Source organism: Bacteroidota bacterium (assembly GCA_030706745.1).
Lineage (GTDB): Bacteria > Bacteroidota > Ignavibacteria > Palsa-1295 > Palsa-1295 > PALSA-1295.
This window is the reverse complement of sequence record JAUZNX010000003.1, coordinates 135,247-157,496: the sequence shown is the minus strand read 5'-3', so window position 1 is coordinate 157,496 and position 22,250 is coordinate 135,247. Positions and strand designations below refer to the sequence as shown.

The following is a 22,250-nucleotide window of genomic DNA, read 5'->3' as shown; positions in this document are numbered from 1 at the left end:
GCATGCCTGGCAGTGGCTTGTCTTCCTTCTTCTCGCGGCGATTACGCATACACCAGTCGTCCTTTCGGCTCCGGAATTTCGCGGCCTAACTCTTTCGCGTAATCAATCCACTCGCGCATCACTTCCTCGACGTTCTGGAGTGTTTCGGAGTAGGTCTTGCCATCGGCCAAGCAGCCGGGAAGCTCCGGCACTTCAGCGATGAAGCGGTTGTCTTGCTCGCTCCATGAGATGATGATCTCGAACTTGTTCATTCCTCGATTCGCAACAGCACGCCGAATACCAAAAATCCCACGCATTCCACCAATCATCGCCGAAAGTCCGCCTTGGCGAGTTCAGTCATTCCGTGTTGCCGTGCCCGGCGATATTATAGCAAGCATAAAAGATGACGAACGATAAACAGGATCGAATCATGATTCCGCTTCAAGCAATGAGCCTGGTAGTCCCGCCTTTTCATCTTCGCTGAATTTGGGCAGATTCGAAAAAAACGTTATGCCGGCTGTCTCGATAATCATAAACTTCCCACGCTCAGCAAAAAACATCGGATTGATGTCTCGGCGAACGACATCCGCAAACCAGTTAGCGGCTGAAGTCGCTTGGCGGATAAGTATTGAGCAACTACTCATCCAATTGTCATATCGCTTAACATCTTCATGGTAGTGTGGGTTATCGCTATCACCAGACTTATAGAATCTAACTGCGTAATATCTTTCACCTCTGCGCTCGTTGTGCTCCATCAATGAGAAGATGGCTCGTTTCAAGAGAATTGAGAGAGTTGTTGTAGCTCGCTTCAATTCTTCGAATTCCTCCGGCCAAATTGCAGCATATACTCTTTGGCTAAACTCAATAACCATATTAGGGAATGTCGTGTCCCAAGAAGGATCGGGTGGCAGGGCAAAGCTCGTCCAGTTTTTCCATTCCTGGAGGCGACAAAGTTCTACTGCAGCATCAATTATGCTCGTGACGGCCACTTGTATGGCAACCAGCTTGAGGTCTGCGGAATCGCCCAGAGTTTCTCGCACCCAAAGCTCGTGTCTGGACTTCGTGACATGCAACTTCTCTACTGGCCATGAAACTTCATCGCTGTCAATTTTGGTGTGGTCAGTGGGACATAGAAGTATACGGTTATGGTATCCCTCCCGGTCATCCTCCGAAATGATACTCGTTCCTCGAGCCGCGCTTTCATTTTCGCCAATGATGTGGGCTTGCTCTCCAAGTGTGTAATGGGAAGATTCTGATAAGCCGTCTTGGGCAAGCTCCATCCGGCAGATTGCACATCTGTTTCCGGATCGTCCCCAAAGAAGCTTGATGTCTTTCTGGGTCATTGATACTCCTCATTAGAAGGGCAGCCCTCTCGGGCTGCCCTCGCGTAAACCGAACGATTAATACATATCGCCCATGCCACCGCCGCCGCCCATGGGGGGCATCGGGGGTTTGTCTTCCTTTCGCTCGACGATGACTGCTTCGGTCGAGAGCAGGAGGGAGGCAACCGAGGCTGCATTTTGCAGCGCGCTTCGCGTCACCTTCGTCGGGTCGATGACGCCGGATGCGAAGAGGTTCTCATAGACCTCGGTCGCGGCGTTGAACCCGTAGTCGCCCTTGCCTTCCTTCACGTTGTTGACAATGACGGAGCCTTCGAGGCCGGCATTGTTCACGATCTGGCGCAACGGCTCTTCGAGCGAGCGGCGAATGATCTCGACGCCCGTGCGGATGTCGGCATTCGCGAGACCCTTCGAGAAGCCGTTGTTGAGTCCGGCCATGGCGCGGAGCAGCGCAACGCCGCCACCGGGCACGATGCCTTCCTCGACGGCTGCGCGCGTGGCGTGCAGCGCGTCTTCGACGCGGGCCTTCTTCTCCTTCATCTCGACTTCGGTCGATGCGCCGATCTTGATGACCGCGACGCCGCCCGAAAGCTTGGCAAGACGCTCCTGCAACTTCTCACGATCGTAGTCTGAGGTCGTCTTCTCGATCTGCGACTTGATCTCGTTGATGCGGCGCTTGATGTCTTCCTTCTTGCCCGCACCTTCGACAATGGTCGTGTTGTCCTTGTCGATTGTGACGCGCGAAGCGGTTCCGAGATACGCAACAGTTGCATTCTCGAGCTTAAAGCCCTTTTCTTCGCTGATGACCGTTCCGCCCGTGAGGACAGAAATGTCTTCGAGCATTGCCTTGCGGCGATCGCCAAAGCCCGGAGCCTTCACGGCCGCGATCTTGAGCGTGCCACGCAGCTTGTTGACGACGAGCGTTGCGAGTGCTTCGCCTTCCAAGTCTTCCGCGATGATGAGCATCTGGCGGCCAGCCTGCGCGACCTTCTCGAGGATCGGCAGAAGGTCCTTCATCGAAGAGATCTTCTTATCGTGGATGAGGATGTATGGGTTCTCCATCACCGCTTCCATCGTGTCCGGATCGGTCACGAAGTAGGGGGAGAGATAGCCGCGGTCGAACTGCATGCCCTCGACGACCGAAAGCTCGGTTTCGATGCCCTTGGCCTCTTCAACGGTGATAACACCATCCTTGCCGACCTTCTCCATCGCCTCGGCGATGAGATCGCCAATGGTGTGATCGTTATTGGCGCTGATCGAACCGACCTGCGCGATTTCCTTCTTGCCTTCGATTGGGCGGGAAAGCTTCTTCAGCTCTTCGATGACGTTCGTCACGGCGAGATCGATGCCGCGCTTGAGGTCCATCGGGTTCGCACCGGCTGTGACGTTGCGAAGTCCCTCGCGGAAGATCGCCTGCGCCAGTACGGTCGCGGTCGTCGTGCCGTCACCGGCTACGTCGGACGTCTTGCTCGCGACTTCGCGCACCATCTGTGCGCCCATGTTCTCGATCGCGTCTTCGAGTTCGATCTCCTTGGCGACGGTCACGCCGTCCTTGGTGATCGTCGGCGCGCCGAATTTCTTGTCGATGACGACGTTGCGGCCCTTCGGGCCCAGCGTCACCTTGACCGCATCGGCCAACTGATCGACGCCCTTCTTGAGCTTCGCCCGTGCGTCGGTGTTAAATACAATTTGCTTGCTTGCCATGATACTTTATTCTTAATTGAAAATTGTTACCGCTTCGAGTTGATACTTGATAGATGATAGTGGATAGTAAAGAAATTCAATGGGTTACCATTTAACCTTACCATTCTCCACTATCCGTTGTCAACTATCCACTATCCACTAAAGAGATCATTTCTTCTTTGCCTGACCGTTTGATTCGACGATCGCGAAGACATCGCTCTCGCGCATAATGAGCAGGTCTTCGCCTTCGAACTCGATCTTCGTGCCGGAGTATTGTCCGTAGAGCACTTTGTCGCCGACCTTCACGCCGACTGGCTGAAGCTTTCCGGTTTCATCGAATTTGCCTGGTCCGATGGCGAGTACTTCGCCGTGGACCGGCTTTTCCTGCGCGGTATCGGGCAGAATGATGCCGCCCTTCGTGACTTCTTCCGGTGGTGCCGGGCGCACGATGAGGCGGTCGTGGAGTGGTTTTAGGTTCATAGAGTCCTTAATTGGTTGGTTAAGTTGGTTGAAAATTGTCGGATTTGAGCCAAAAAGGTGAAAATGAGGCTCAACCGTTAGCACTCACGTGCCGCGAGTGCTACGCGCAAACAGGCGGGAGGTTTCAGGAGGTTCCGGGGGAGGCGGATACCCGAAGTCCCGATGTCGGACCGGCTAGGGAATTATCTTGCAATCGTAAACATGAACCTCTTCGCCGTTAGCGGACAGACCAGCTTCGAACGGATGACGCGGCGGCAGATCCATGCGTAAGTACCAACCGGTTTCAGCATCGTACCATAACACTGCATTATCATAGACATGTCCATCGAGTGAAATGATCTGCCTGATCTTTATCGCATGCCAGAAATGTCCCTCGATGGTCGTGTCCTTTGCTTCGATAAAGCTGTTGGTATCGACTACGAGGTTGCCAAGACTATTCTTTCCTTTGATACAAACGACTATATCTTTGGATGAGAGAGGGATTCTTTCCCAGCCGACAGAGGGTCCGGCATAATTTGAGACGTCACCGTTCGACTCATAACTGACGTATCCATGCGATGCCGCGGTACCACTTTGCTGTACATAGAAGGTCACGTTGTCTTTTCCCTCGAAGGACATTCCTCGAGCCGTAACCGTGCGGGTAAAAGTATCGGGGCCAACTGCGGGCGCGTTGGCAAACGTGTACCAGTGTTTTCCGTAGAAGATACTTTCGGGCCCGGGAGCATGGCGCGCGGTTGAAGGCACATTCGATTGCGTAGATGTATCCGATTGTTGACAACCGACCGCATTCAGCAATAGAACGATGTGAACTACAGACAGAGTGGCGATTCTCATGATCACTTCAAGGTTTAGGGAGCAAATATAACATATTTTGAGCGTATTGCAAGTTGGTTCGGTGGGGGCGTCCGGAGTCGTAGAATTCATGAAGTTCGCCGGATCGTAGTAGCCACGGTCAATTCGCGTAAGGGAATCTCTAACCCATGGCGTCGATTGGCTTCACTTGGCACTTGGGAATTCCGTCGCGCGTTCCAGTTCCATGGTACTTACAATTCTGGACGCGGAGGTCGATGAAAGCAAGTGGGCGTTACTCAAACAGACCTACGAGCGAGAGGTCACCGGGCTGCCGCCAAGCATTCATCAGTCCTTTCTGATTCAATCGAAGCAGGAGCCACGGCTCTGGCGCGTTGTCACGCACTGGCAGAGTCAAGCCGACTTAGACGAGATGCGTGCCACCACAGAAGTCCCTGTGGCTGTGCGTATATTCCGCGCCGCACAGGCGGAGCCGGTCTTCAGTTCGTGGGATGTTGCAGTCCATGCAAAGCAATGATAGAGCGTTGCACTACGCTATCCTCCATAAGCCCTACGGCGTCCTAAGCCAATTTACCCCGGAGCTGCCCGGTCAGCGGACGCTTGCGGAATTCGGGCTACCGAAGGGCCTCTACGCCTCCGGCCGGTTGGACAGTGATTCGGAGGGATTGCTTCTGCTCACGAACGATGGACCGCTCATCAAAAGGCTTCTCGATCCCGGCAAGGGTCACGAGCGAACGTACCTGGTTCAAGTCGATGGTATTCCAACTGACGAATCGATTACGCGACTCGAGAATGGAGTTGTGATCCAGAAGTATCATACACTTCCAGCTCGCGCACGTTTGCTGGAGGAGAAGCCCAGCGTGCCACCGCGCGACCCGCCGATTCGGGTTCGCAAGTCAATCCCGACTTCCTGGATCGAGATCAAGCTCACGGAAGGGAAGAACCGTCAGGTCCGGCGGATGACGGCTGCAATCGGTTATCCGACGCTCCGGCTCATTCGTACCGCTATCGGCAATTTACTGCTTGACGATCTTGCACCGGGGCAGTGGCGAGAGCTCACGAGTAGTGAGATTTCAGAGCTTAAAATGCCACTGGTTCGGTAACTTTCTTTTCGATGATCTGTTACTCTGGATAACTTATGTGGCGCTTCAGAGTCTACTTGGTGTGTCTTAGCCTGACGGTAGTAGCGGGTTGCGTATGGGCGCCGCAATCGGAGTTGGTGCCGAGTCCATTTATTGGCATCGATTACCAGGTCCAGCAAACTCGCTCACGGTCGTTGGATGGCGCGGAACATACAGCAACGATCGTCACGCCCGTGAGCCAGTATGCAGAGTACGGATACAATTCGTCTGGCGACTCGGTGCTCTATATCATCGTAAACGGTGACACGGCCTACCGTCATCCAGTGAGTGGAATGCCTCCGCAAGTTGACTCCGCTGCTCCATTTCACTTGGATGGCACACTGAACACAGTCGTCATAATCTATCCTTCGGCTGCGCGAGCCGACACGACGTATCCATCCGGATTTCTGGCGGATATCGCCTCACCGGCCATTGGCGATACGTTGAGCAGAACAGAGGATGTTTCATTCACAGTACGGACGCAGATTCTGGAGCACCCGTTTGTCTCCGGAAACTTCAATTTGACCGATTCGATTGGTAACTTTTCAATTCTGGTCAATACTGACCAGCAACAGATTGGAGTGACTGCAAGTAAGCTTGCAGGATTTCGGCCCGGAACCGTCTGGGCGGAGCTTCACCTTCACTATTACCTCTATGATGACTGGACCACGAACAACCACTTGAGCTCTGTTCGCGTCGATCGCATCGTCCCGTATATTCTTAAATAGCCATGCCAAGACTGACCATTGCTACAGGATTGCTTGCTGCGGCCATGCTTTCCTCATGTGGTACCGTGTTTCATGGCAAGCCACGACTCGAAATCGTAGGACCTCGCGATGCCTACGTAGAGGACATGGGTGGCAACAAGCTGCCAACATACCAGAACAACGACGATTCCCATGGCGTCTATGTGGACCGGAAGCGTAGCGATTCGGTCCGAATTGCCTATGCCGGGAAGGAAACCAGCGTGGCGCTGGTCAAGCAAGTGGATGTTGCAGAGCTTTTTAATACCGCCACACTTGGGGTTGGTTTTGTGCTGGACGATCTGACGAACACGTGGTTCGATTATGCACCGATCTATGTCACGATCGATTCCAACCGCGTGCATGGCCTTCAATCCGTGAATGCGCGCTCGGATAACTGGTTTGGGGAATCTCGCTTCGAGCGTTCGCTTTATTTTCTTCTGACGGGTGGCACAGGCGTTACTTTTGTCACGGATGGAGGCTCTGCTCTGCAGAAGGGGAGCACCACATTCCCAGCTCTGGCATTTCAGGCTGGCCTGGGTCTGGACTATGATTTCAAACTCGAAGCCTACATCCTGACGCGAGCCGAGTGGGCCTATCCGATTTCGACCGAGCAACATCCGGAAACCGCCTCGCTGACGACACTGGACTTCTGCCTGCGTTATTTTTTTGCAAAGCACTACTACCTTCAAGGCGCCATTGGTTCTGCTTCGGCCTCCCAGGATGCTGTGCATTACCAATATGTGCCACTCGATAGTCAGGATGGTGCCGGGGTGCGGGATGCCGGGTTCAATGAAGCGGGCGTTAGTTTGGGTTGGGCGGGTGATGTCTCGTTTGTCTCGCTCCAGTATTTTCAGGGTCTGACGCCGTTCGATCTTTCTCACTCGGCCAATGTCCGGTACCATACGCTATATCTGGACTTTGGATTGAACCTCCGGCTCTAACGGTCCCGCACTGAATCACAAAACAAGATCGCGGGTTGTTACTCATCCGATGACCCAAAAGCCTCGTCCAAAAATCCCGTCGAGTAGAACCCGTGGCAAGCAGCCGGCGCCGGTTCAGCTCACGTCGTCACCGGGTTACTTCCGCTCGACGTTGTGGCCGATCGTAGCCTCGCTTGCTGTTCTTGTGCTTGGTGTTTACCGAGCCATCGATCTCCGCTGGATTTCGGACGACGCGTTCATCACGATGCGCTATGTGAAGAATTTCGTGGAGGGACATGGATTAGTCTATAATATCGGCGAGAAGGTCGAAGGCTATACACACTTTCTCTGGCTGCTCATGCTCGCTGCAGCACGAGCAACCGGCTTCAATCCAGTCGATGCCAGTATGTGGTTAGGCATCGTGTCTTTTGCCGCAATACTCACTCTGCTGCTGGCAATATCATACCGGGAACACAAGAAGAGCCTGAATAGCCTTTGGCTTCCATTGGCTGCGGGTCTCTTTGCATTTAATTACGACAATGTGGTCTGGGCCAGTGGGGGATTGGAGACTTCGTTCTACACTTTGCTTATTCTGGGCGCGTATTATTTTTGGTTTTACACGCGCTATTCAGAATCGCAGAGGCTTCTTCTTTCGGGGAGTGTCCTAGCCCTTGCGTCGCTCACGCGTCCGGACGCGGTGCTCTTCACCGCTACTGCAGCAGGGTTGCTTGTGGTGCGCGGAGTAAAGGGTGGAAGTATCGCATCAAGCATGCGGCCGATCGCAACGTTGCTGCTGCCTTCCATTATCATCGGTGTACCATATCTTGCTTGGAAATACTATTACTACGGCGATCTCCTGCCGCTGACCTACTATGCGAAGTCTTCTGGTGCGAGCTACTTCGGTCAGGGACTGTATTACATCTGGCTGTACTTCCGTGTCTATTTTATACTTGGCATCGCCTTGATTGCGAGTGTAATTCTTCTATGGCGCACTCGAGGTTCGGTCGCAGGAGTTGAGGACCTCGGCTCCCGTTGGAAGGTCGCCGGAGTTGCATCAATGGTCTATCTAGCTCTTTTTGTTGCTCGAAGCGGAGGCGATTTCATGTTCGCGCGCTTTATCATTCCGGTAGTCCCATTCATCGCGATCGTGATCGAAACCGGGGTAACACGGTTGCCGGTTGGCGCCAAACGATACCAGATCCTGATTGGCATTTCGCTACTTGCCGGAGTCTTTCTCGAGAATGACTTGCGTGTGAATGTCTTGTTTCATCTGAACGCGGAAGGGCGTCCGGTCGAGAATTGGAATCTCACTGGTGAAGGGTCTACCCGAGGCATTGCCGACGAGCGGTGGGATTACTATGCCGGCCACTATCGCTTCGATGACGTGACAAAAGGTACGATGGAAGTCTATTCCGATATTGGCCGCTACTTGGAGCCAATGTTTCGCGATTTGCCGGTGACGATTGCGATTCCTGGTGGCAAAAACATGGTCGCATACTATGCGAATTTTAAGACATGCATCAACGAATATGGGTTGACCGACAGTGCCATCGCTCACTCGTCATCCAGCGCACACGGTCGAATCGGCCACGAAAAACACGCGACGGAGGAATATCTTAAACAGCGGCACGTTGATCTCGAGCTCTATGATGCTGTGCCGAACATTCCGGCCGACTTATCCAGCGGGACGGTCGCATTAGAAATCCCGACGATGGGCCTTTGGCAATTCACTCATCTTGTTACTTACGACACGGCCAACATGGATAGCCTATCGCACCGATTTGGGTCGGGATTGGTGCGAATTCCGTAATCAGTCATTTGTCGGAATCTTCCGGAGCAGGTTCTTGCGCGCCCAATCGAAAATGTCCTCCGCGCCATAGACAACAATTGGGAAATAGAATCCAGTTAAAATGACTTGAATGCGTGGCATTGGAAAGAAGACCACCGCCACACAGGTGTAAAATACAACCCACAGCAGCATGAGTGCCAGCGCATCTCGTACAACGAGATTTCTGGAAATGTGCTCACGTCGTACCCGAACGATACCCACGATGGCAGCGAACACTGTCGCGAAATAGACTATGAGATAGGGAAGATACCGCGCTTGTGGATTCCGCCAATCGATTACGAGGAAGTTGAACAGTTTTAGGAATGACCGTTTCGCCTCGATGAGTGGATGGTCGCGTATCCATTGTCGGGCATCACTCCACAGAAACGAGTCTTGCCGGAATTCCACATTCGAATCGACAGCACCCGTGGGTTCGATTTGCCTCCACGTAGCATCTGTCGTCCAAACGGCAACTCGATCGTTGATGTATGCCGAACCAGTGGCCTCTGCACTATGACCTCGCCAGAAGTTGAATCCGCCGTTTGTCGATGTTATAATGGGCCTGTGAAAGACCACGTAGTTTCGAATGATCCACGGCGAGCAAACCACCGCAGCACCAAGGACTGCAAAGCCAAGGGCTGGCGCTAATCGTCGAACCCAAAATCGATTGACCCAGAGGACAAGAACAAACGACAGCGCCATGAGGAGATAGGCTTCCGAACGGAACTGCGCAATTAGTCCGCCCAGCACGCCTGCTCCGATGAACTTCGCGTTTCCACGATTCCCTGTGCGAAGTTTATCAATTGCGAGCACGAATATCCATAAAAAGAGCGCATCGAGAGCGAGGACCCCGCTGGTGACTCCCAATGTCGTCGAGGCGGCGATGAAACTAGGATACAACGCGGCGAGCCAAACGCCCAGCCTCGTGGTCCTCGACATAGCACCAAAGAGCAGGGAAAGGACCTTCCACATGGCGAAAACAAAGACCCCGCCGAGCAAGACCTCTTCAAGAAACAACGCAATTTGACCTGCGAGAGTATCGCCAAAGGGGCCAAGCGCCAGTAAGTGTATCACAACTTGACCTGGCGGCATGTATGCTGTCGGCAGTGTAAGCGTGTGGCTCAGTCCGGGATAATTCCAGTTCGAAGAATATCCTTTGCCAGCGGCGATATTCAGGGCAATCGCAGCATACTCCCAATTCCACAGGGTATCCGACTTCCCGAGATGAGCAAGCGGAAACGCGGCGAGGCGTACTAATAAAGCCACAACGAGCGGCAGAGCTATTGCTGAATGCATCAACCGATACTTCAGACCCTTATTCGGCATGGTCCTCTTCTCAGGAATCGTATTGGGAGGAATCAATGGCTGAAGTGGCACCGAGCATCCAACGATATGCGCAGTCTATTGTTTCCTGGGGTCAAACGGCAGTAAAATGAATCAGTGCTTCGCTATTGGGCACTCGCGATACTCACCTCTAAATCTCGCAAAAGGCCATCCTTGATCCCATAGATCCAGCCATGGACAGCGAGCGTCTGACCGCGCTGCCAGGCTTCACGCACAACCGTCGTATTAGCAACATTGTGCACCTGTTCGATGACATTCAGCTCGCACAGGCGATCCAGAGTTCGCTCTCCGGGATGGTCCGAAGAAAGTTCGAATGCATACTTGATCGCAATGTCACGAATATGCCGCAGCCAATTATCAATGAGTCCGTGCGGCTTTGGGTCAATTGCTGCCGCCACACCTCCGCAGCCATAATGCCCACAGACAATAATATGTTTGACATGCAGGACATCCACCGCGAACTGAATGACCGACAAGCAATTCATATCAGTATGAATTACCAAGTTGGAGACGTTTCGATGCACGAATAGCTCGCCGGGCATCAGGCCGACGATTTCGTTGGCCGGCACCCGACTATCCGAGCAGCCGATCCAAAGATATTCCGGTTTCTGCTGTCTTGCGAGTGTTTCGAAGAATGTGGAATCTGTTTCGAGGGTCTGCTTGGCCCACTGGCGGTTATTGGCGAAAAGGTGCGGTAGTTGACTCATGCAGTTCTGAGAACGCTCATGTTTACTCGTATACTCCTGAAAACTCCAACTCAAGCGGGAACGGATCCGCCTGCTTAAAGTTGATACGGCACAATGGAAATCAAATTTGGAACTGACGGATGGCGGGATGTCATCGCAGAGAGTTATACATTCGAGAATGTTCATCAGGTTGCGCGTGGCGCGGCCCTCTATTTCAAGAAGCTCCCGAATGCATCGAGTGGCGTGATGGTGGGGTATGATGCTCGTTTTCTCAGTCGAGAATTCGCCGAACTCACCGCCCGCGTGCTGGCAGCGGAAGGTCTCAAGGTTTTGATCGCAAAGTCCGTTGTCTCGACACCCGCTACTTCACTCACGATAGTTAAGAAGAAATTGTGTGGCGGAGTAATGATTACGGCCTCGCACAATCCGGCCAAGTATAATGGTTTCAAGATCAAAGGCGAGTACGGAGGGTCGGCGCTTCCTGATGCCATTGCCAAGATTGAAGCGGCCACTAATAGCGATGCCAATCGCTCTCGTACCTCGAAGGATTTTCATTCTGGTCAGATTGCTTCGTTCGAACAATTTCAGAAGGAAGGTCGCATCACCGAAGTCGATGCCAAAGCGATTTACGTCAAAGAGCTTGCGCGACTTGTGAAGCTCGATCGCATCAAACGATCGAAGATCAAGATTGCCTATGACCCAATGTATGGCGCTGGGGTTGGTAACCTGGAGACTTTGTTACCCTCGGCTGTGATTCTCCATGATGTTTGGAATCCTGGTTTTGGCAATACCCGGCCCGAGCCACTCGCAGACACCACAAAAGAGCTTGCCAAGCTTATCGTCGAGCAAGGCTTCGACATCGGACTCATTACAGATGGCGATGCCGACCGCATCGGTGCCATCGATGAGAACGGCGAGTTCTTTTCGTCTCAAATGATCCTGTGCCTGCTGCTTAAGTATCTTGTAGAGGTCCGCAGGCAGAAGGGAATGGTCGTCGTGAGCGAATCGGTGACAAGCATGGTTGAGAAGATGTGCACGAACTATGGACTGAAGCTTCAGCGCACCCCAGTCGGATTTAAGTATATCACCGAATACATGCTGAAAGGTGGCGTACTTATCGGAGGCGAAGAGTCGGGTGGTATCGGCATTCCTTCACTGCATATTCCCGAGCGAGACGGCCTCTTTAACGGCCTGTTGCTTTGCGAGATTTGTGGTCACTACAAGAAGCCGCTCGGCGTCCTCGTTGCGGAGCTTGAGAAGCAGTACGGTCCGCATAAATACGACCGGTTCGATTATCATACAACGGACGAGCACAAAAAACAGGTGCTCGATCGTGCGAAGAAGGGATTTAGCGAGATCGCCGGATTGAAGGTTTTGAAGACGAGTAGTCTTGACGGGTTTAAGTATTCTCTCGACAAGGGCGCGTGGTTGATGATCCGCGCATCAGGGACCGAGCCGTTGCTTCGCTATTACGCGGAAGCCCCCAGCACGGCACTGGTCAAGAAACTCCTCGCGTTCGCGAAAAGCCTATAGTGGCGCGGAAATCGCGCCACTATATTTCGATATTCTACTGGTTGATCGGCTTCTCGAGTACGATATTGACCGTTCGTGAGTAGAAGCGGCCCTCGGGAATGTTGTTATCGAACAGCAAGACCGATTTGCCTTTACCCTGAACTACAACATCGGTCGCGCCAAGCATATTAGCTACAGCTTTCGCGCGATCTTCAGTCAGGCGCTGATTGAGCGCATCCTCGCCACTACGATCGGCATAGCCGGTGATCGTCGCTTTCGTACCAGAGGAGATCTGCTCTCGGATCAAGTCGATGACGCGTTGATTTTGCGGGTCAATCTTAGCCGCGCCGAAGTCGAAGAGTACAAGTGTATACCGCTCGATTATCTTATCCGCAACGCGCTCGAGCCGCTTCTTGCTGAGTGTCGTCTGCCGGACCGGGATCGTGCCGATTGCTGTCTGTTCCTGGCCGGCTGAATCAGTGACATCGAGGCCGTACTCGAGGGTATCTTCCGATCGCGGGATTTTTGACGCCGATGACCGCAAGTCCCACATCCATCCCTGGATGGGTTGAGCACCCTTACCATAAGCATGGTGTAGGATCATCGCCGGCTGCATGGCGTATAAATCCCAGGATTTGACGCCAGCCTGCGCGGTGACGCGGGGGACGAACTGCATCATCGGCGGATTGGTCGAAAGCGTAGTATCGGCCAGCGTAATCGGTGCAAGAATCGCAGGCTCCGTAGTAGCAATTTCCACGCGGCGGTTCTCTTCCTTTCCATCCTGTTCTGTGAGTGAGGATGGTTTTGCAGGAAGTCCTCGCGTCTGGAGTGTCAATCGGTTGGCTGAGATTCCCCAAATATTTTTGAGATAGTTCGCAACCGAAGTGGCTCGTGCCAATGGAAGATTCTTATCCGCGAGCTCCTCGGGCTCGTTCGATGTGCAGCCGGTCAACGTGAGATGGGCTTTTGGATAGGCGCGCATCCGCTGTCCGATGATATTCAACAGGTCGTGATAGACCCGGACGTTATCGGTGGAGTCTGTCTTCCGCTCTTTGAAGTCCGCGGCTTCGGCGGCAGTAATATTATGATAGCGGGTTGGAATCTTCGCATCGTCCAGGCCAAAGAGCACGAATGGAAGCAGAGGAGTCATCGTCGTGGAATAGAATTCCTCGACCGTGACTGAAAGATTTGTGGAGTCCCTGCGGCCATCAATGATGGTATATGCCTTGATGTCCACTGCAAGGGCCGGCTTCGGCGCGGGTGGCGGCGGGGGCGGAGGAGGTGGCGGCGGCGGTTGGTACACATGGAGTGGTGTATATCCGATCCCGACGCCGCCACGAAGTGCACTCACTGACCATGTCAGGCCGGTTACCATCGGCGTGAAGCCGTAGTCGTATAGGACTTCCGGTATCAGGTGCAGCGTGCCGGTCGTGTTCATCGGCAATGGATACGAGGCTCCAAGGATGATCCCAAACCGCGTCGTTGCCGCCTGCGGGATAGTCTCATGATACACATTCCTCGATCGCGAGCTCGTAGAATCGAATGCTCCCTGATTCGTAGGTTGCGTAATCGTTTCGGCCTGATCGAACGTGTACTTCCGGACGAGACCCGCATCCACACCAGCCATGAGACGGAAGCCCGCAAGTTCGAACGCATAATATGGCTGGATCGACCAGGTGGTGAACTGTGAAGCAAGGGTATGCTCGAGATTCCCAGGCGTGGCGACTCCATTGATCGCGAGTGTGATCGGTTCTTCGACGGTGAACTTGCCATCGAACATATCGATGCCAAGGCGAACGCCAAGATGTCCGCCGCCGAGATCGTAATCGAAGAATGCACCGAATGCACCACCGAGGCCCGAGCCGTTCTCGAAGAGGGGGCAGCAATTCGGAATGCCCGGGAGCGATTGAAAATTCGCTTTGTGAATGTTCCAGGCAGCGTCCCCGAACAATCCGAACGTGGATTTCCAAAGCTCCGGCGGCGGGACTTCCGTCTGCGAAGACGTTTGAGCGTACGTCACGCCGTGGAAATAAAGTGTCGAACAGACTGCAAGGAGTCCGAAAGTATTGCGAGCGAAGCGTGCCATGTATCGGTTACCGAGCGATCTGCAAGTGATGGGATTCAACGATCGTTGGAGTGCGAAGAGAATACACATAGGTCCCGGCAGGGAGTGAACTAATATCCGCGGAAACGCTGTAGGTCCCCGGCTCCTGAACGCCATCGATGAGCCGACGCACCTCGTGCCCCAGCAAATCGTAGATGACGAGCGTCGTTTGTCCCTGTTCGATGAGCGTATAGTCGATTTGGACGTTCGTAAACGCGGGGTTCGGTCGTGGGGCACTCAGCGAGAACTGCGTCTGATTCGGATCGATTAGCCGCGTGCCACCCTGTGTGCAAAGGCCAGTCAGACAGAAGTTGCCGTTTTGCATCGTCACGGAAATTCCCGGTGCGCTCCACGTAAATGATTGAATCGTGACCGGCGTACAAATGCTATCGCCGAGCGCTGCAATGAATTGCAGATCCTGCAGCATCCCCGTCGTCGCAGAACTCGTACCAGTGTAAGTCACAATGCCCGGGGTCGTCGAGGAGAATGTCGGGCCATTCGGGTCGGGAACAAGCATGGTCGGGTTATAGGCAATAGTCGCCGTCCAGGTCTTCACGTTCGCTGGAAAGCTTTGCGAGGTCGCAATACTCAGTGGGATGGTCACGTGTTGCGATTGCTGTGCAAGGACCATCGAAGGCAATGCGATCACCGTCGAGCCTGAGTTCGAGTATGGCAGAGACGTATTCGTGCAACCATTGGCATCGGTGATGGTCACCGTGTAATCGCCGCCAGTCTGCGGCGTGTAGCTCTGGCCAGTCGCGCCAGGAATCACTGTACCATCCAGCGACCACTGGTATGACAGCGCTGGCGTTGAACTCAGGATGTTATTCGCGAAGGTGATAACCGGTTGGGGAGGTAGCGGATTGATTGTGATCTGCACCGCCGGTGATGTGCCCGAGCAACCGGCCGCATTCGTCACCTGTACGGTATACGCTCCTGTCGCACCGACCTTGAGCTTCTCCAATGTCGCTCCGGTAAGAGCAGAACCATCTTTTAGCCATTGGTAGGTTGCGTATGGCGTGCCCGCATCGAGCAACACTGAATCGGGCGCGCAAACGGCCACCGGGCCTGGAGGGGTGATCACCGGAATCGCCGGCGAGCTGGTAATCACGATCGGATCGGACGTGGACGTGCAGCCCTCGCCATCATTGCCGGAGACGGTATAGCTGCCAGCCGTATTGACCGTGAGCGTCTTCGTGGTTTCGCCAGTTGACCACAACCAGGTTGCAAAATTTCCCGTGGCAGTTAGCACGATGGCATCACTCCCGCCGCACAATACGGTCTTCGTTGACGTAATTCCGGGCTTCGCCCCCTCGGACTTAGCGATCAGGAGCGGCGTCGTGATGTTGCCGGCACAGTCCCGCACATGCACGGTGCCGCTTGCGCATTTCGTCGTGTCATTGACCTTCAGTGCAAAGTCGAAAGTTCGAACGCAGCCCAAGTGGGCTGGCCATGATGCTGGCATGGTCGTGACGTTCGAAGCATTGTCCACCCATATGGAGTCGATGCCGCGGTCCCAGGCTTGTGTGTCCACCACATGCAGATGCCATGAGCTGTCGGCAGGTGTGTATGGGTGCTGCGTGATGATCGCTGCATGGGTATCCGGCGTTGTGCAAAACGATATTGTGTCGAGTCGGACGTTATGCGCGGTGTCCGTGGCTCGGAGTATGATCGTGCCATTCTGCATTGAGTCTGTCACGCAAATACCGATGGAGGCCAGCGGCGTATTGGCCGGGTACTTTCCTCCAGCCGGGACACCCGAGAGTGTCATGTTCGTATCCGCAACCGTATCGATCACATCAACCCCGCGATCGATACTTGTTAAGCTGTTCACGGTATCCGTCACGTTCAACGTGCGGCAGCGGGCGTGGCAATCGGCCGCAACAGAATCGAAGAAACGTGGCGCAGTCAAGTCCGGCAGCGGAGGATGCCCCGTGAAGCAAATCGTATCCAAACTTACATTCTTGGCACAATCTGTAAAGGCAAAAATAACATGCCCCTTCTGAAATGTGTCCACTTGATGAACGAATATCTTGAATGGTGTCTTGCTACACCCGAATACTGGCATCGTGGAGGGCGTGACGGCATACTGACTCGTCGGATTCATATCCGGTGAGGAGTATGTGATGTTATCCAGGCCAATATCGTAGTAATCATTATCATGTACGGTAATGGTATCGTACTTGATAGAATCGCACCCTGTAAACGAGTTCTCGAACTGCGGTGGAATAGTGTCCGGATGCGCACACTCAATGGTTAGGGAGCAATCATTCCATGGAGTGTTGAATACAGGATCGAGGCCAGGAGACGTTACATCAAACTGAATATTAACTGGGAAGGAGGCAGCACATCCTGAAGGAAGTACAAGCACCGAGTCAATCCAGCGAATATCAGCAATTCCGCCGCTCTGATTTGGATTCCAACCGGGGATTGTCCCAACATTCTGCTGCTGGGTCGTGGGCGCTCCAGTCGGCTTCGGGCTCTTGATGACGACCGGGTCACCGACGGTCTGTCGAATCTTTACTCCGCTCGCTGTTCCCGATTCAACATTGAACAGGAATGTCTCAACCTGGAAAGGGTTTGGCGTGTACTTTCGAGTGATCGGATCCCAATAGATGTGTTGCGGATACAGCGCAAAGCCAACGATCTTCCCATGATCGAAGCACCACTCCGGCGTACCGTAGGCGGTTCGGAATATTTCTGTTATGCTATCAGATCCGCTAGATCCGCCCGGTGAATACGCCGAAGCCGTCAGTCCGCTTGGGCCCATCAAAAGCGTCGCCTCATCTGCAAACTGCGTACGCGAAGAAGCACATGGGGGACCCCACGTGAAATTGCCTTGATTCTGCCAATCGCCGAATTCCATGAAGGAGAGCGGCTTTAGACCAAGCGGCCGAGGCGGAAAGCTGTCATTGACATAGCCAATGCCGACTGTTCCCAATACCGCAGAGTCCGGTGGATTCTCGAATGCCAGGTAAAAACTTGGGATCGGGTTTGGACCGCAGTCCTGCCAATTCCGAGTATACCCATAGCGGTGGATCAAATACGGATTGTCGTTGGCACCATCAGTTCCACCACCAGGCTTCGCATTGCTGTTCATGTTATCCAACAGGTACTGAGCCTGAGCACTTACGGGCGAAGCAAGGTGATTGATGATCTTGATGCTGATGACAATGACGCCGCTATTAGTAAATTCGACAGGGTACGCATCCTGCTCGATGTCAAATCCGGTTTCGGGCCAGATTGTCCGAAGGGTATCTCCGACCAATGAGGATTGGCCGTTGTTCAATATGACGTTTACCGGTTGAGACGCGCAGCTTTGGCCAATCAGATTGCCGTATGGATTATTGCTGTAATAAAGATCCTGCACCTTAACGGTCAGGAAGGACATGTCAATGAAAGAAAGCAGCTCCTTATTCGCCGGGTTGCCCTTATAGATCGTAAGGAGCCCTTCACCGTTGGTGACGCTGGCGCCAACAAACTGATTTCGGACCGTTTGAGCCATTGCCGAATCCACGCAGTTTGGAAAAACAATACCACAAAGGATTATAAGCCGCATCGCGGCTCGAAGCAAGCGAACGGATCGCATTCGGTTATATTGTCTCACAGCAGCCACGAAGAAAAGTTACCGCCACGGAAATCCCCGCAGGAGCAGGCATTTGAAGTGGACCCGGATCCGCATGAGGACCGGCTGGTTAATTACAGATTGTTAAGACTAAAACTTTGCCCTGATAATTCCGCAATCACCTCAATTCTTGGAACCAAGTTGTATTTTTGCGGCGTGAAAAAATGCTTTACCGCGCACTTGAAGACCTTGGAAGGCAACCTTGGATGGCGCATCGTTGATGTTCCGTTCGATGTCAAGAAGACCTTCGGAAAGGGCGGGACCGTACCGGTGAAGGGAACCGTGAACGGCTTTGCCTTTCGCACGTCGGTTTTCCCACGCAAGGGTGGCAAGCACTTCCTGTTGGTCAACAAGCAGATGCAACAAGGCGCCGGGGCGACTGAAATTGGCGCCAGGATGGAAGTTGAAATGGAATTGGATGTCACAAAGCGGACGGTGGAGATTCCGGCCGTTTTGAAAAAGGAATTGGAGGATGACCCGGAGCTTCTCGAATATTTGAAATCCTTCAGCTATTCGATGCGCAAATATTTCGCTGATCATGTCACACAGCCGAAGAATGCCATAGTTCGCCAGAAACGCTCACGCGAAGTTGCTGAAGTTCTCCTGCAAATGAAAGAAGGCGAAATAGAGACGCCACCCATCATCGAGGTAGAATTCGCGCATAATCCCCGCGCACGGCAGGGCTGGGGACTAATGCCAGTGTCGCAAAAGCGCAGTCATCTTTGGGGCATTTATTACTACAAACCGGGTGAAGCACGCAAGCGTCGGATCGCGAAAGCGCTCGAAGCGATGGTCGGCTACGCGGCAAAGCACCAGAAGCCGGTGGGATCGGAATGAAACGGTGTTATCTTTGCGATGCGAAGAAACTTCAACGCTTGCGTTTCTAATCTATTGTCCACATGATCCGCGCCTATTCGATCCTCTCTTGTATTTCCTTCCTCTTATTAAACCCATCTCTGAACGCACAGCCAATCGCATCGTGGCAGCACTGCTTTGGAGGGATGGGTACGGACGAGTTTGGCAACATGATCCGGACATCCGATGGCGGCTTTGTCGCTATTGGTCAAACGACTTCGAATGATGGCGATGTGCGAAACAACCATTCACTCGGACTCGGAGATGTGTGGGTTGTAAAACTCACAAAAGACTCGACAATCCAGTGGAAGACTGCACTCGGCGGTTCGGACTGGGATAATGCTTCGAATATTATTCAGACTAAGGATGGCGGATATGCTATTGCAGGACTGACTCTTTCAAATGACGGTGATGTAAAGGACAAACATGCGCTGGGAGGTGATGCCTGGATCATTCGGCTGAGTCCTGCCGGGACAATTATTTGGAGCCGGACGCTCGGTGGATTCATGAACGATGCTGCCTACGCAATTCAACAAGCCAGTGACAGCTCAATCCTCGTGGCCGGCTTTACCTACTCCTCGGATGGCGATTTTGTTCGCGAACCGTCCCATACTTTTGGTCATGCTTGGGCAGCTATGCTTGATGATTCCGGTCGCACCAAATGGATCAAGACATATGGCGGTAACGGAGATGAAGGTGTTTATGATATGGCGCGGTCAGAGGACGGGGGCTTCGTGCTTGCTGGTTGGACGACTTCCGAAGATGGGGATGTCTCTGGCCAACACGGAATGACTGATGCGTGGGTACTGAAGATCAATGATACTGGAGCGATTATCTGGCAACGATGCCTTGGCGGTTCAGATGAAGACATCGCCTATGGGATCACCGCTTCTTCTGATGGAGGATACGCTATCGCATGCGTTAGCTCTTCTATCGACGATGATGTTGTCGCTCAACACGGAAATAGTGATGCCTGGATTGTGAAATTAAATGGAGACGGTTCAGTGGATTGGGCGAAATCTTATGGTGGATCGGATTATGACGGCGCCGGTGAAATTACGCAGACGTCTGACGGTGGTTACGCATTTACGGGCTATGCGGATTCGGGAGATGGAGATGTCTCAGGCGTCCACGGGGGATCGTCCGGACCATTCGACCTATGGGTCGTTCGAATCGACAAAGTTGGGAAGCTCATCTGGCAATATGCCGCAGGGGGATCCGGGGATGACTATGGAAATGGAATCGTGCGACTGACAGATAGTACCTTCTTTGTTGCCGGTGCGAGCCATTCAAATGACGGAGATGTCTCGGGGCTTCATGGCGTAGATTCTGAAGACTCATGGCTCGTTCGAGTGGGTCTGCCAGTTCCTTCGCTTGTGGTGCAGCAACAAGATGCTCCATCAGTATCACCATTCAGATTGTCTCAGCCTTCGATTGGCGTGCTCTCTGTTGCATACGATCTCACCGGATCAACTCGTGTCTCGCTTGACCTGTTTGATGTAATGGGCTGTGTTCGGATAATGCAAAGACCTGAGTTCCAATCGCCTGGGTCGCACGTTCGGATCATAAACACCATCGGATTGCCAACAGGGAATTACTTCATTCGACTCACAGAAGCTGGGCATAGCACCACGCAGCCTGTCTCCATTACAGAGTAATCAGACCAGCAATTCTCCTTTCGAGATCGTAACGGCCTGTCCGTAGAGCCGGACGCGGTCGCCATCAACCTGAAGGCGCACAAGCCCACCGCGTTTCGATGCTTGGTAGCCTGTCAGGTCCGTTTTGCCAAAGCGTGGGCTCCAGTACGGGCCGAGCATACAGTGAGCAGAGCCAGTGACGGGATCTTCGGCAATACCGGCGCGCGGGTAAAATGCACGCGAGACAAAGTTGTAGGGTTTTCCCTCCGTGGCGGCAGCGGTAATAACGATTCCACGGACTTCGAGCTTCCGCAACAAATTCATGTTGGGCCGAAGCTTCCTCACATTCTCCTCGCTGGTAAGCTCGACAAGATAATCATAGGAATTTCGTCCGATATAGAGAATCTTGCGATTAATCGCATCAGCAAGTTCAAGCGGTGGCTCGATAACCGGTGATGCCGGTGTTGCGGGAAAATTGAGTTCGATTATTCCAGATTTGGCATCGGCAATGGATGCCGACAGTGGTCCACTCCGAGTGATGAAAGTGATCGATTTGCGAGGGTCGACAAGCCCCAATTCCAGAAGGATGTGTGCGCTGGCAAGCGTCGCATGTCCACAGAGATCGACCTCGACTTCCGGGGTCATCCAGCGTAGATCGAACCGGTTCGGGCTCCGATGGGTAAGGAATGCAGTCTCGGAGAGATTCATCTCCGTGGCCACGTTTTGCATCCACGCGTCTTCTCGGGGTCCATCGAGCAAACAGACTGCGGCAGGATTGCCAGCGAACGGCGCCGAGGCAAATGCGTCGACTTGATAGATCGGAACAGACATTCGAATGAGAACAAATTTGATGAGTGTTTGCTAAACCATGAGTGGTGCGGCTTCGTTTAACGAAGCCGCACAATCAATGGAAACACTCTATCTCACCGGCTCATCAGGCGCGCTTGCTCAGGCGGTTCGCGATCGTTATCTGGCTGAAGGCTGGAACGTCGCGGGCTTCAGCCGATCGGCAGACGGCTTGAGGCATAGTCGATTCCGATTCTTTGAAATGGATGCGACAAGCGAACCGAGTGTCGAACGGACGTTCGGTGAGGCAAACGTGGTATTTGGCCCACCGCGAGCGCTGATCGCGACTGTGGGAGGGATTCGTCCCTGGCAGACGGTTGAACAGACGACAATCGAGGACTTTCGTTACTTAGTTGACTTGAATCTTACCAGTCTATTCCTGGCTTCGAAGCACGCCATGAGGTTGATGCAGGAAAAGGGGACGATCGTTTCCATCGGTGCCGAACCGGCGTTGACTCCTACTGCAAAGAGAGGAGCCTACGCGGCCTCGAAGGCTGGAGCGCTTACGCTCACGAGGGTTCTCGCAGAAGAGGGAAAATCGAAGCGCATCACCGCGAATGCGATTGTGCCAACTGTAATCCACACCAAGGAGAACGAAGAGTGGGGGAGTGCGGACGAGATTCCGAAGTGGACCGAGCCAAAGGATATCGCCGCACTATGCTTCTTTCTGACGAGAGCGGAAGGGGCGGCTGTGAATGGTGCAATAATCCGGATTCCGAACAAACTGTAACCTA

Annotated in this window: 19 protein-coding genes; 9 read left to right on the top strand and 10 right to left on the bottom strand. The window is 53.4% G+C overall.

What is annotated here, in order from left to right; genetic code table 11:
- Positions 1–41: 41 nt before the first annotated feature.
- The 5 genes from Q8902_05430 to Q8902_05410 all read right to left on the bottom strand — a co-directional run bounded on the left by Q8902_05430 (position 42) and on the right by Q8902_05410 (position 4,316).
- Positions 42–251, bottom strand: coding sequence for a type II toxin-antitoxin system HicB family antitoxin (locus tag Q8902_05430; GenBank protein ID MDP4198995.1), 210 nt, complete (start codon positions 249–251; stop codon positions 42–44).
- 156 nt (positions 252–407) lie between these two features.
- Positions 408–1,322 carry a hypothetical protein gene (locus Q8902_05425; GenBank protein MDP4198994.1) on the bottom strand — a complete coding sequence of 305 codons (915 nt, stop codon included), beginning with the start codon at positions 1,320–1,322 and terminating at the stop codon, positions 408–410.
- 57 nt (positions 1,323–1,379) lie between these two features.
- On the bottom strand, positions 1,380–3,023 hold the full coding sequence (groL, locus tag Q8902_05420) for a chaperonin GroEL (GenBank protein MDP4198993.1): 1,644 nt from the start codon (positions 3,021–3,023) through the stop codon (positions 1,380–1,382).
- Positions 3,024–3,170: 147 nt separating this feature from the next.
- Positions 3,171–3,482 carry a co-chaperone GroES gene (locus Q8902_05415; GenBank protein MDP4198992.1) on the bottom strand — a complete coding sequence of 104 codons (312 nt, stop codon included), beginning with the start codon at positions 3,480–3,482 and terminating at the stop codon, positions 3,171–3,173.
- Between the two features lie 174 nt (positions 3,483–3,656).
- Positions 3,657–4,316: a hypothetical protein gene (locus Q8902_05410; GenBank protein MDP4198991.1), complete on the bottom strand. Its 660-nt coding sequence runs from the start codon at positions 4,314–4,316 to the stop codon at positions 3,657–3,659.
- A 202-nt stretch (positions 4,317–4,518) separates the two neighbouring features.
- On the opposite strand from Q8902_05410, the gene Q8902_05405 reads away from it, so the two are divergent.
- From Q8902_05405 to Q8902_05385, 5 genes are read left to right on the top strand one after another with little or no spacing between them, the layout of a single operon-like run.
- Positions 4,519–4,809 carry a hypothetical protein gene (locus Q8902_05405; GenBank protein MDP4198990.1) on the top strand — a complete coding sequence of 97 codons (291 nt, stop codon included), beginning with the start codon at positions 4,519–4,521 and terminating at the stop codon, positions 4,807–4,809.
- A complete protein-coding gene (locus Q8902_05400) occupies positions 4,796–5,395 on the top strand; it encodes a pseudouridine synthase (GenBank protein ID MDP4198989.1) in 600 nt (199 codons plus the stop codon). Before Q8902_05405 ends, Q8902_05400 begins: the two co-directional genes overlap by 14 nt.
- A gap of 35 nt (positions 5,396–5,430) precedes the next feature.
- Positions 5,431–6,141, top strand: coding sequence for a hypothetical protein (locus Q8902_05395; GenBank protein ID MDP4198988.1), 711 nt, complete (start codon positions 5,431–5,433; stop codon positions 6,139–6,141).
- A gap of 2 nt (positions 6,142–6,143) precedes the next feature.
- A complete protein-coding gene (locus Q8902_05390) occupies positions 6,144–7,100 on the top strand; it encodes a hypothetical protein (GenBank protein MDP4198987.1) in 957 nt (318 codons plus the stop codon).
- Positions 7,101–7,149: 49 nt separating this feature from the next.
- The gene (locus Q8902_05385) at positions 7,150–8,889 is read left to right on the top strand and encodes a hypothetical protein (GenBank protein ID MDP4198986.1); all 1,740 of its coding nucleotides are present in this window, start codon (positions 7,150–7,152) and stop codon (positions 8,887–8,889) included.
- Here the strand turns inward: Q8902_05385 and Q8902_05380 are convergent, their stop codons facing one another.
- Entirely contained in the window at positions 8,890–10,233 is a 1,344-nt protein-coding gene (locus tag Q8902_05380) for a hypothetical protein (GenBank protein ID MDP4198985.1), read from the bottom strand. It lies immediately after the preceding gene.
- 122 nt (positions 10,234–10,355) lie between these two features.
- The gene (gene can / locus Q8902_05375; GenBank protein MDP4198984.1) at positions 10,356–10,958 is read right to left on the bottom strand and encodes a carbonate dehydratase; all 603 of its coding nucleotides are present in this window, start codon (positions 10,956–10,958) and stop codon (positions 10,356–10,358) included.
- A gap of 93 nt (positions 10,959–11,051) precedes the next feature.
- Here can and Q8902_05370 point away from each other — a divergent pair, with 93 nt between their 5' ends.
- A complete protein-coding gene (locus tag Q8902_05370; GenBank protein ID MDP4198983.1) occupies positions 11,052–12,470 on the top strand; it encodes a phosphoglucomutase/phosphomannomutase family protein in 1,419 nt (472 codons plus the stop codon).
- A gap of 34 nt (positions 12,471–12,504) precedes the next feature.
- On the opposite strand, the gene Q8902_05365 is transcribed toward Q8902_05370, so the two are convergent.
- Both Q8902_05365 and Q8902_05360 read right to left on the bottom strand, forming a co-directional pair.
- Positions 12,505–14,535, bottom strand: a complete 2,031-nt coding sequence (locus tag Q8902_05365; GenBank protein MDP4198982.1) for an OmpA family protein — start codon at positions 14,533–14,535, stop codon at positions 12,505–12,507.
- 7 nt (positions 14,536–14,542) lie between these two features.
- The gene (locus Q8902_05360; protein ID MDP4198981.1) at positions 14,543–17,944 is read right to left on the bottom strand and encodes a T9SS type A sorting domain-containing protein; all 3,402 of its coding nucleotides are present in this window, start codon (positions 17,942–17,944) and stop codon (positions 14,543–14,545) included.
- On the opposite strand from Q8902_05360, the gene Q8902_05355 reads away from it, so the two are divergent.
- Positions 17,873–19,015: a YdeI/OmpD-associated family protein gene (locus tag Q8902_05355; GenBank protein MDP4198980.1), complete on the top strand. Its 1,143-nt coding sequence runs from the start codon at positions 17,873–17,875 to the stop codon at positions 19,013–19,015. The two genes, Q8902_05360 and Q8902_05355, sit on opposite strands and share 72 nt — an antisense overlap.
- A 62-nt stretch (positions 19,016–19,077) precedes the next feature.
- A complete protein-coding gene (locus Q8902_05350) occupies positions 19,078–20,691 on the top strand; it encodes a hypothetical protein (GenBank protein MDP4198979.1) in 1,614 nt (537 codons plus the stop codon).
- Here Q8902_05350 and Q8902_05345 read toward each other — a convergent pair whose 3' ends face one another.
- Positions 20,692–21,501 (bottom strand): PhzF family phenazine biosynthesis protein, encoded by an 810-nt coding sequence (locus Q8902_05345; GenBank protein ID MDP4198978.1) that lies wholly within the window; start codon positions 21,499–21,501, stop codon positions 20,692–20,694.
- A 76-nt stretch (positions 21,502–21,577) separates the two neighbouring features.
- Here Q8902_05345 and Q8902_05340 point away from each other — a divergent pair, with 76 nt between their 5' ends.
- Complete coding sequence (locus Q8902_05340; protein MDP4198977.1) at positions 21,578–22,246, top strand: SDR family oxidoreductase; 669 nt, start codon at positions 21,578–21,580, stop codon at positions 22,244–22,246.
- The last annotated feature ends 4 nt before the right edge of the window (positions 22,247–22,250 follow it).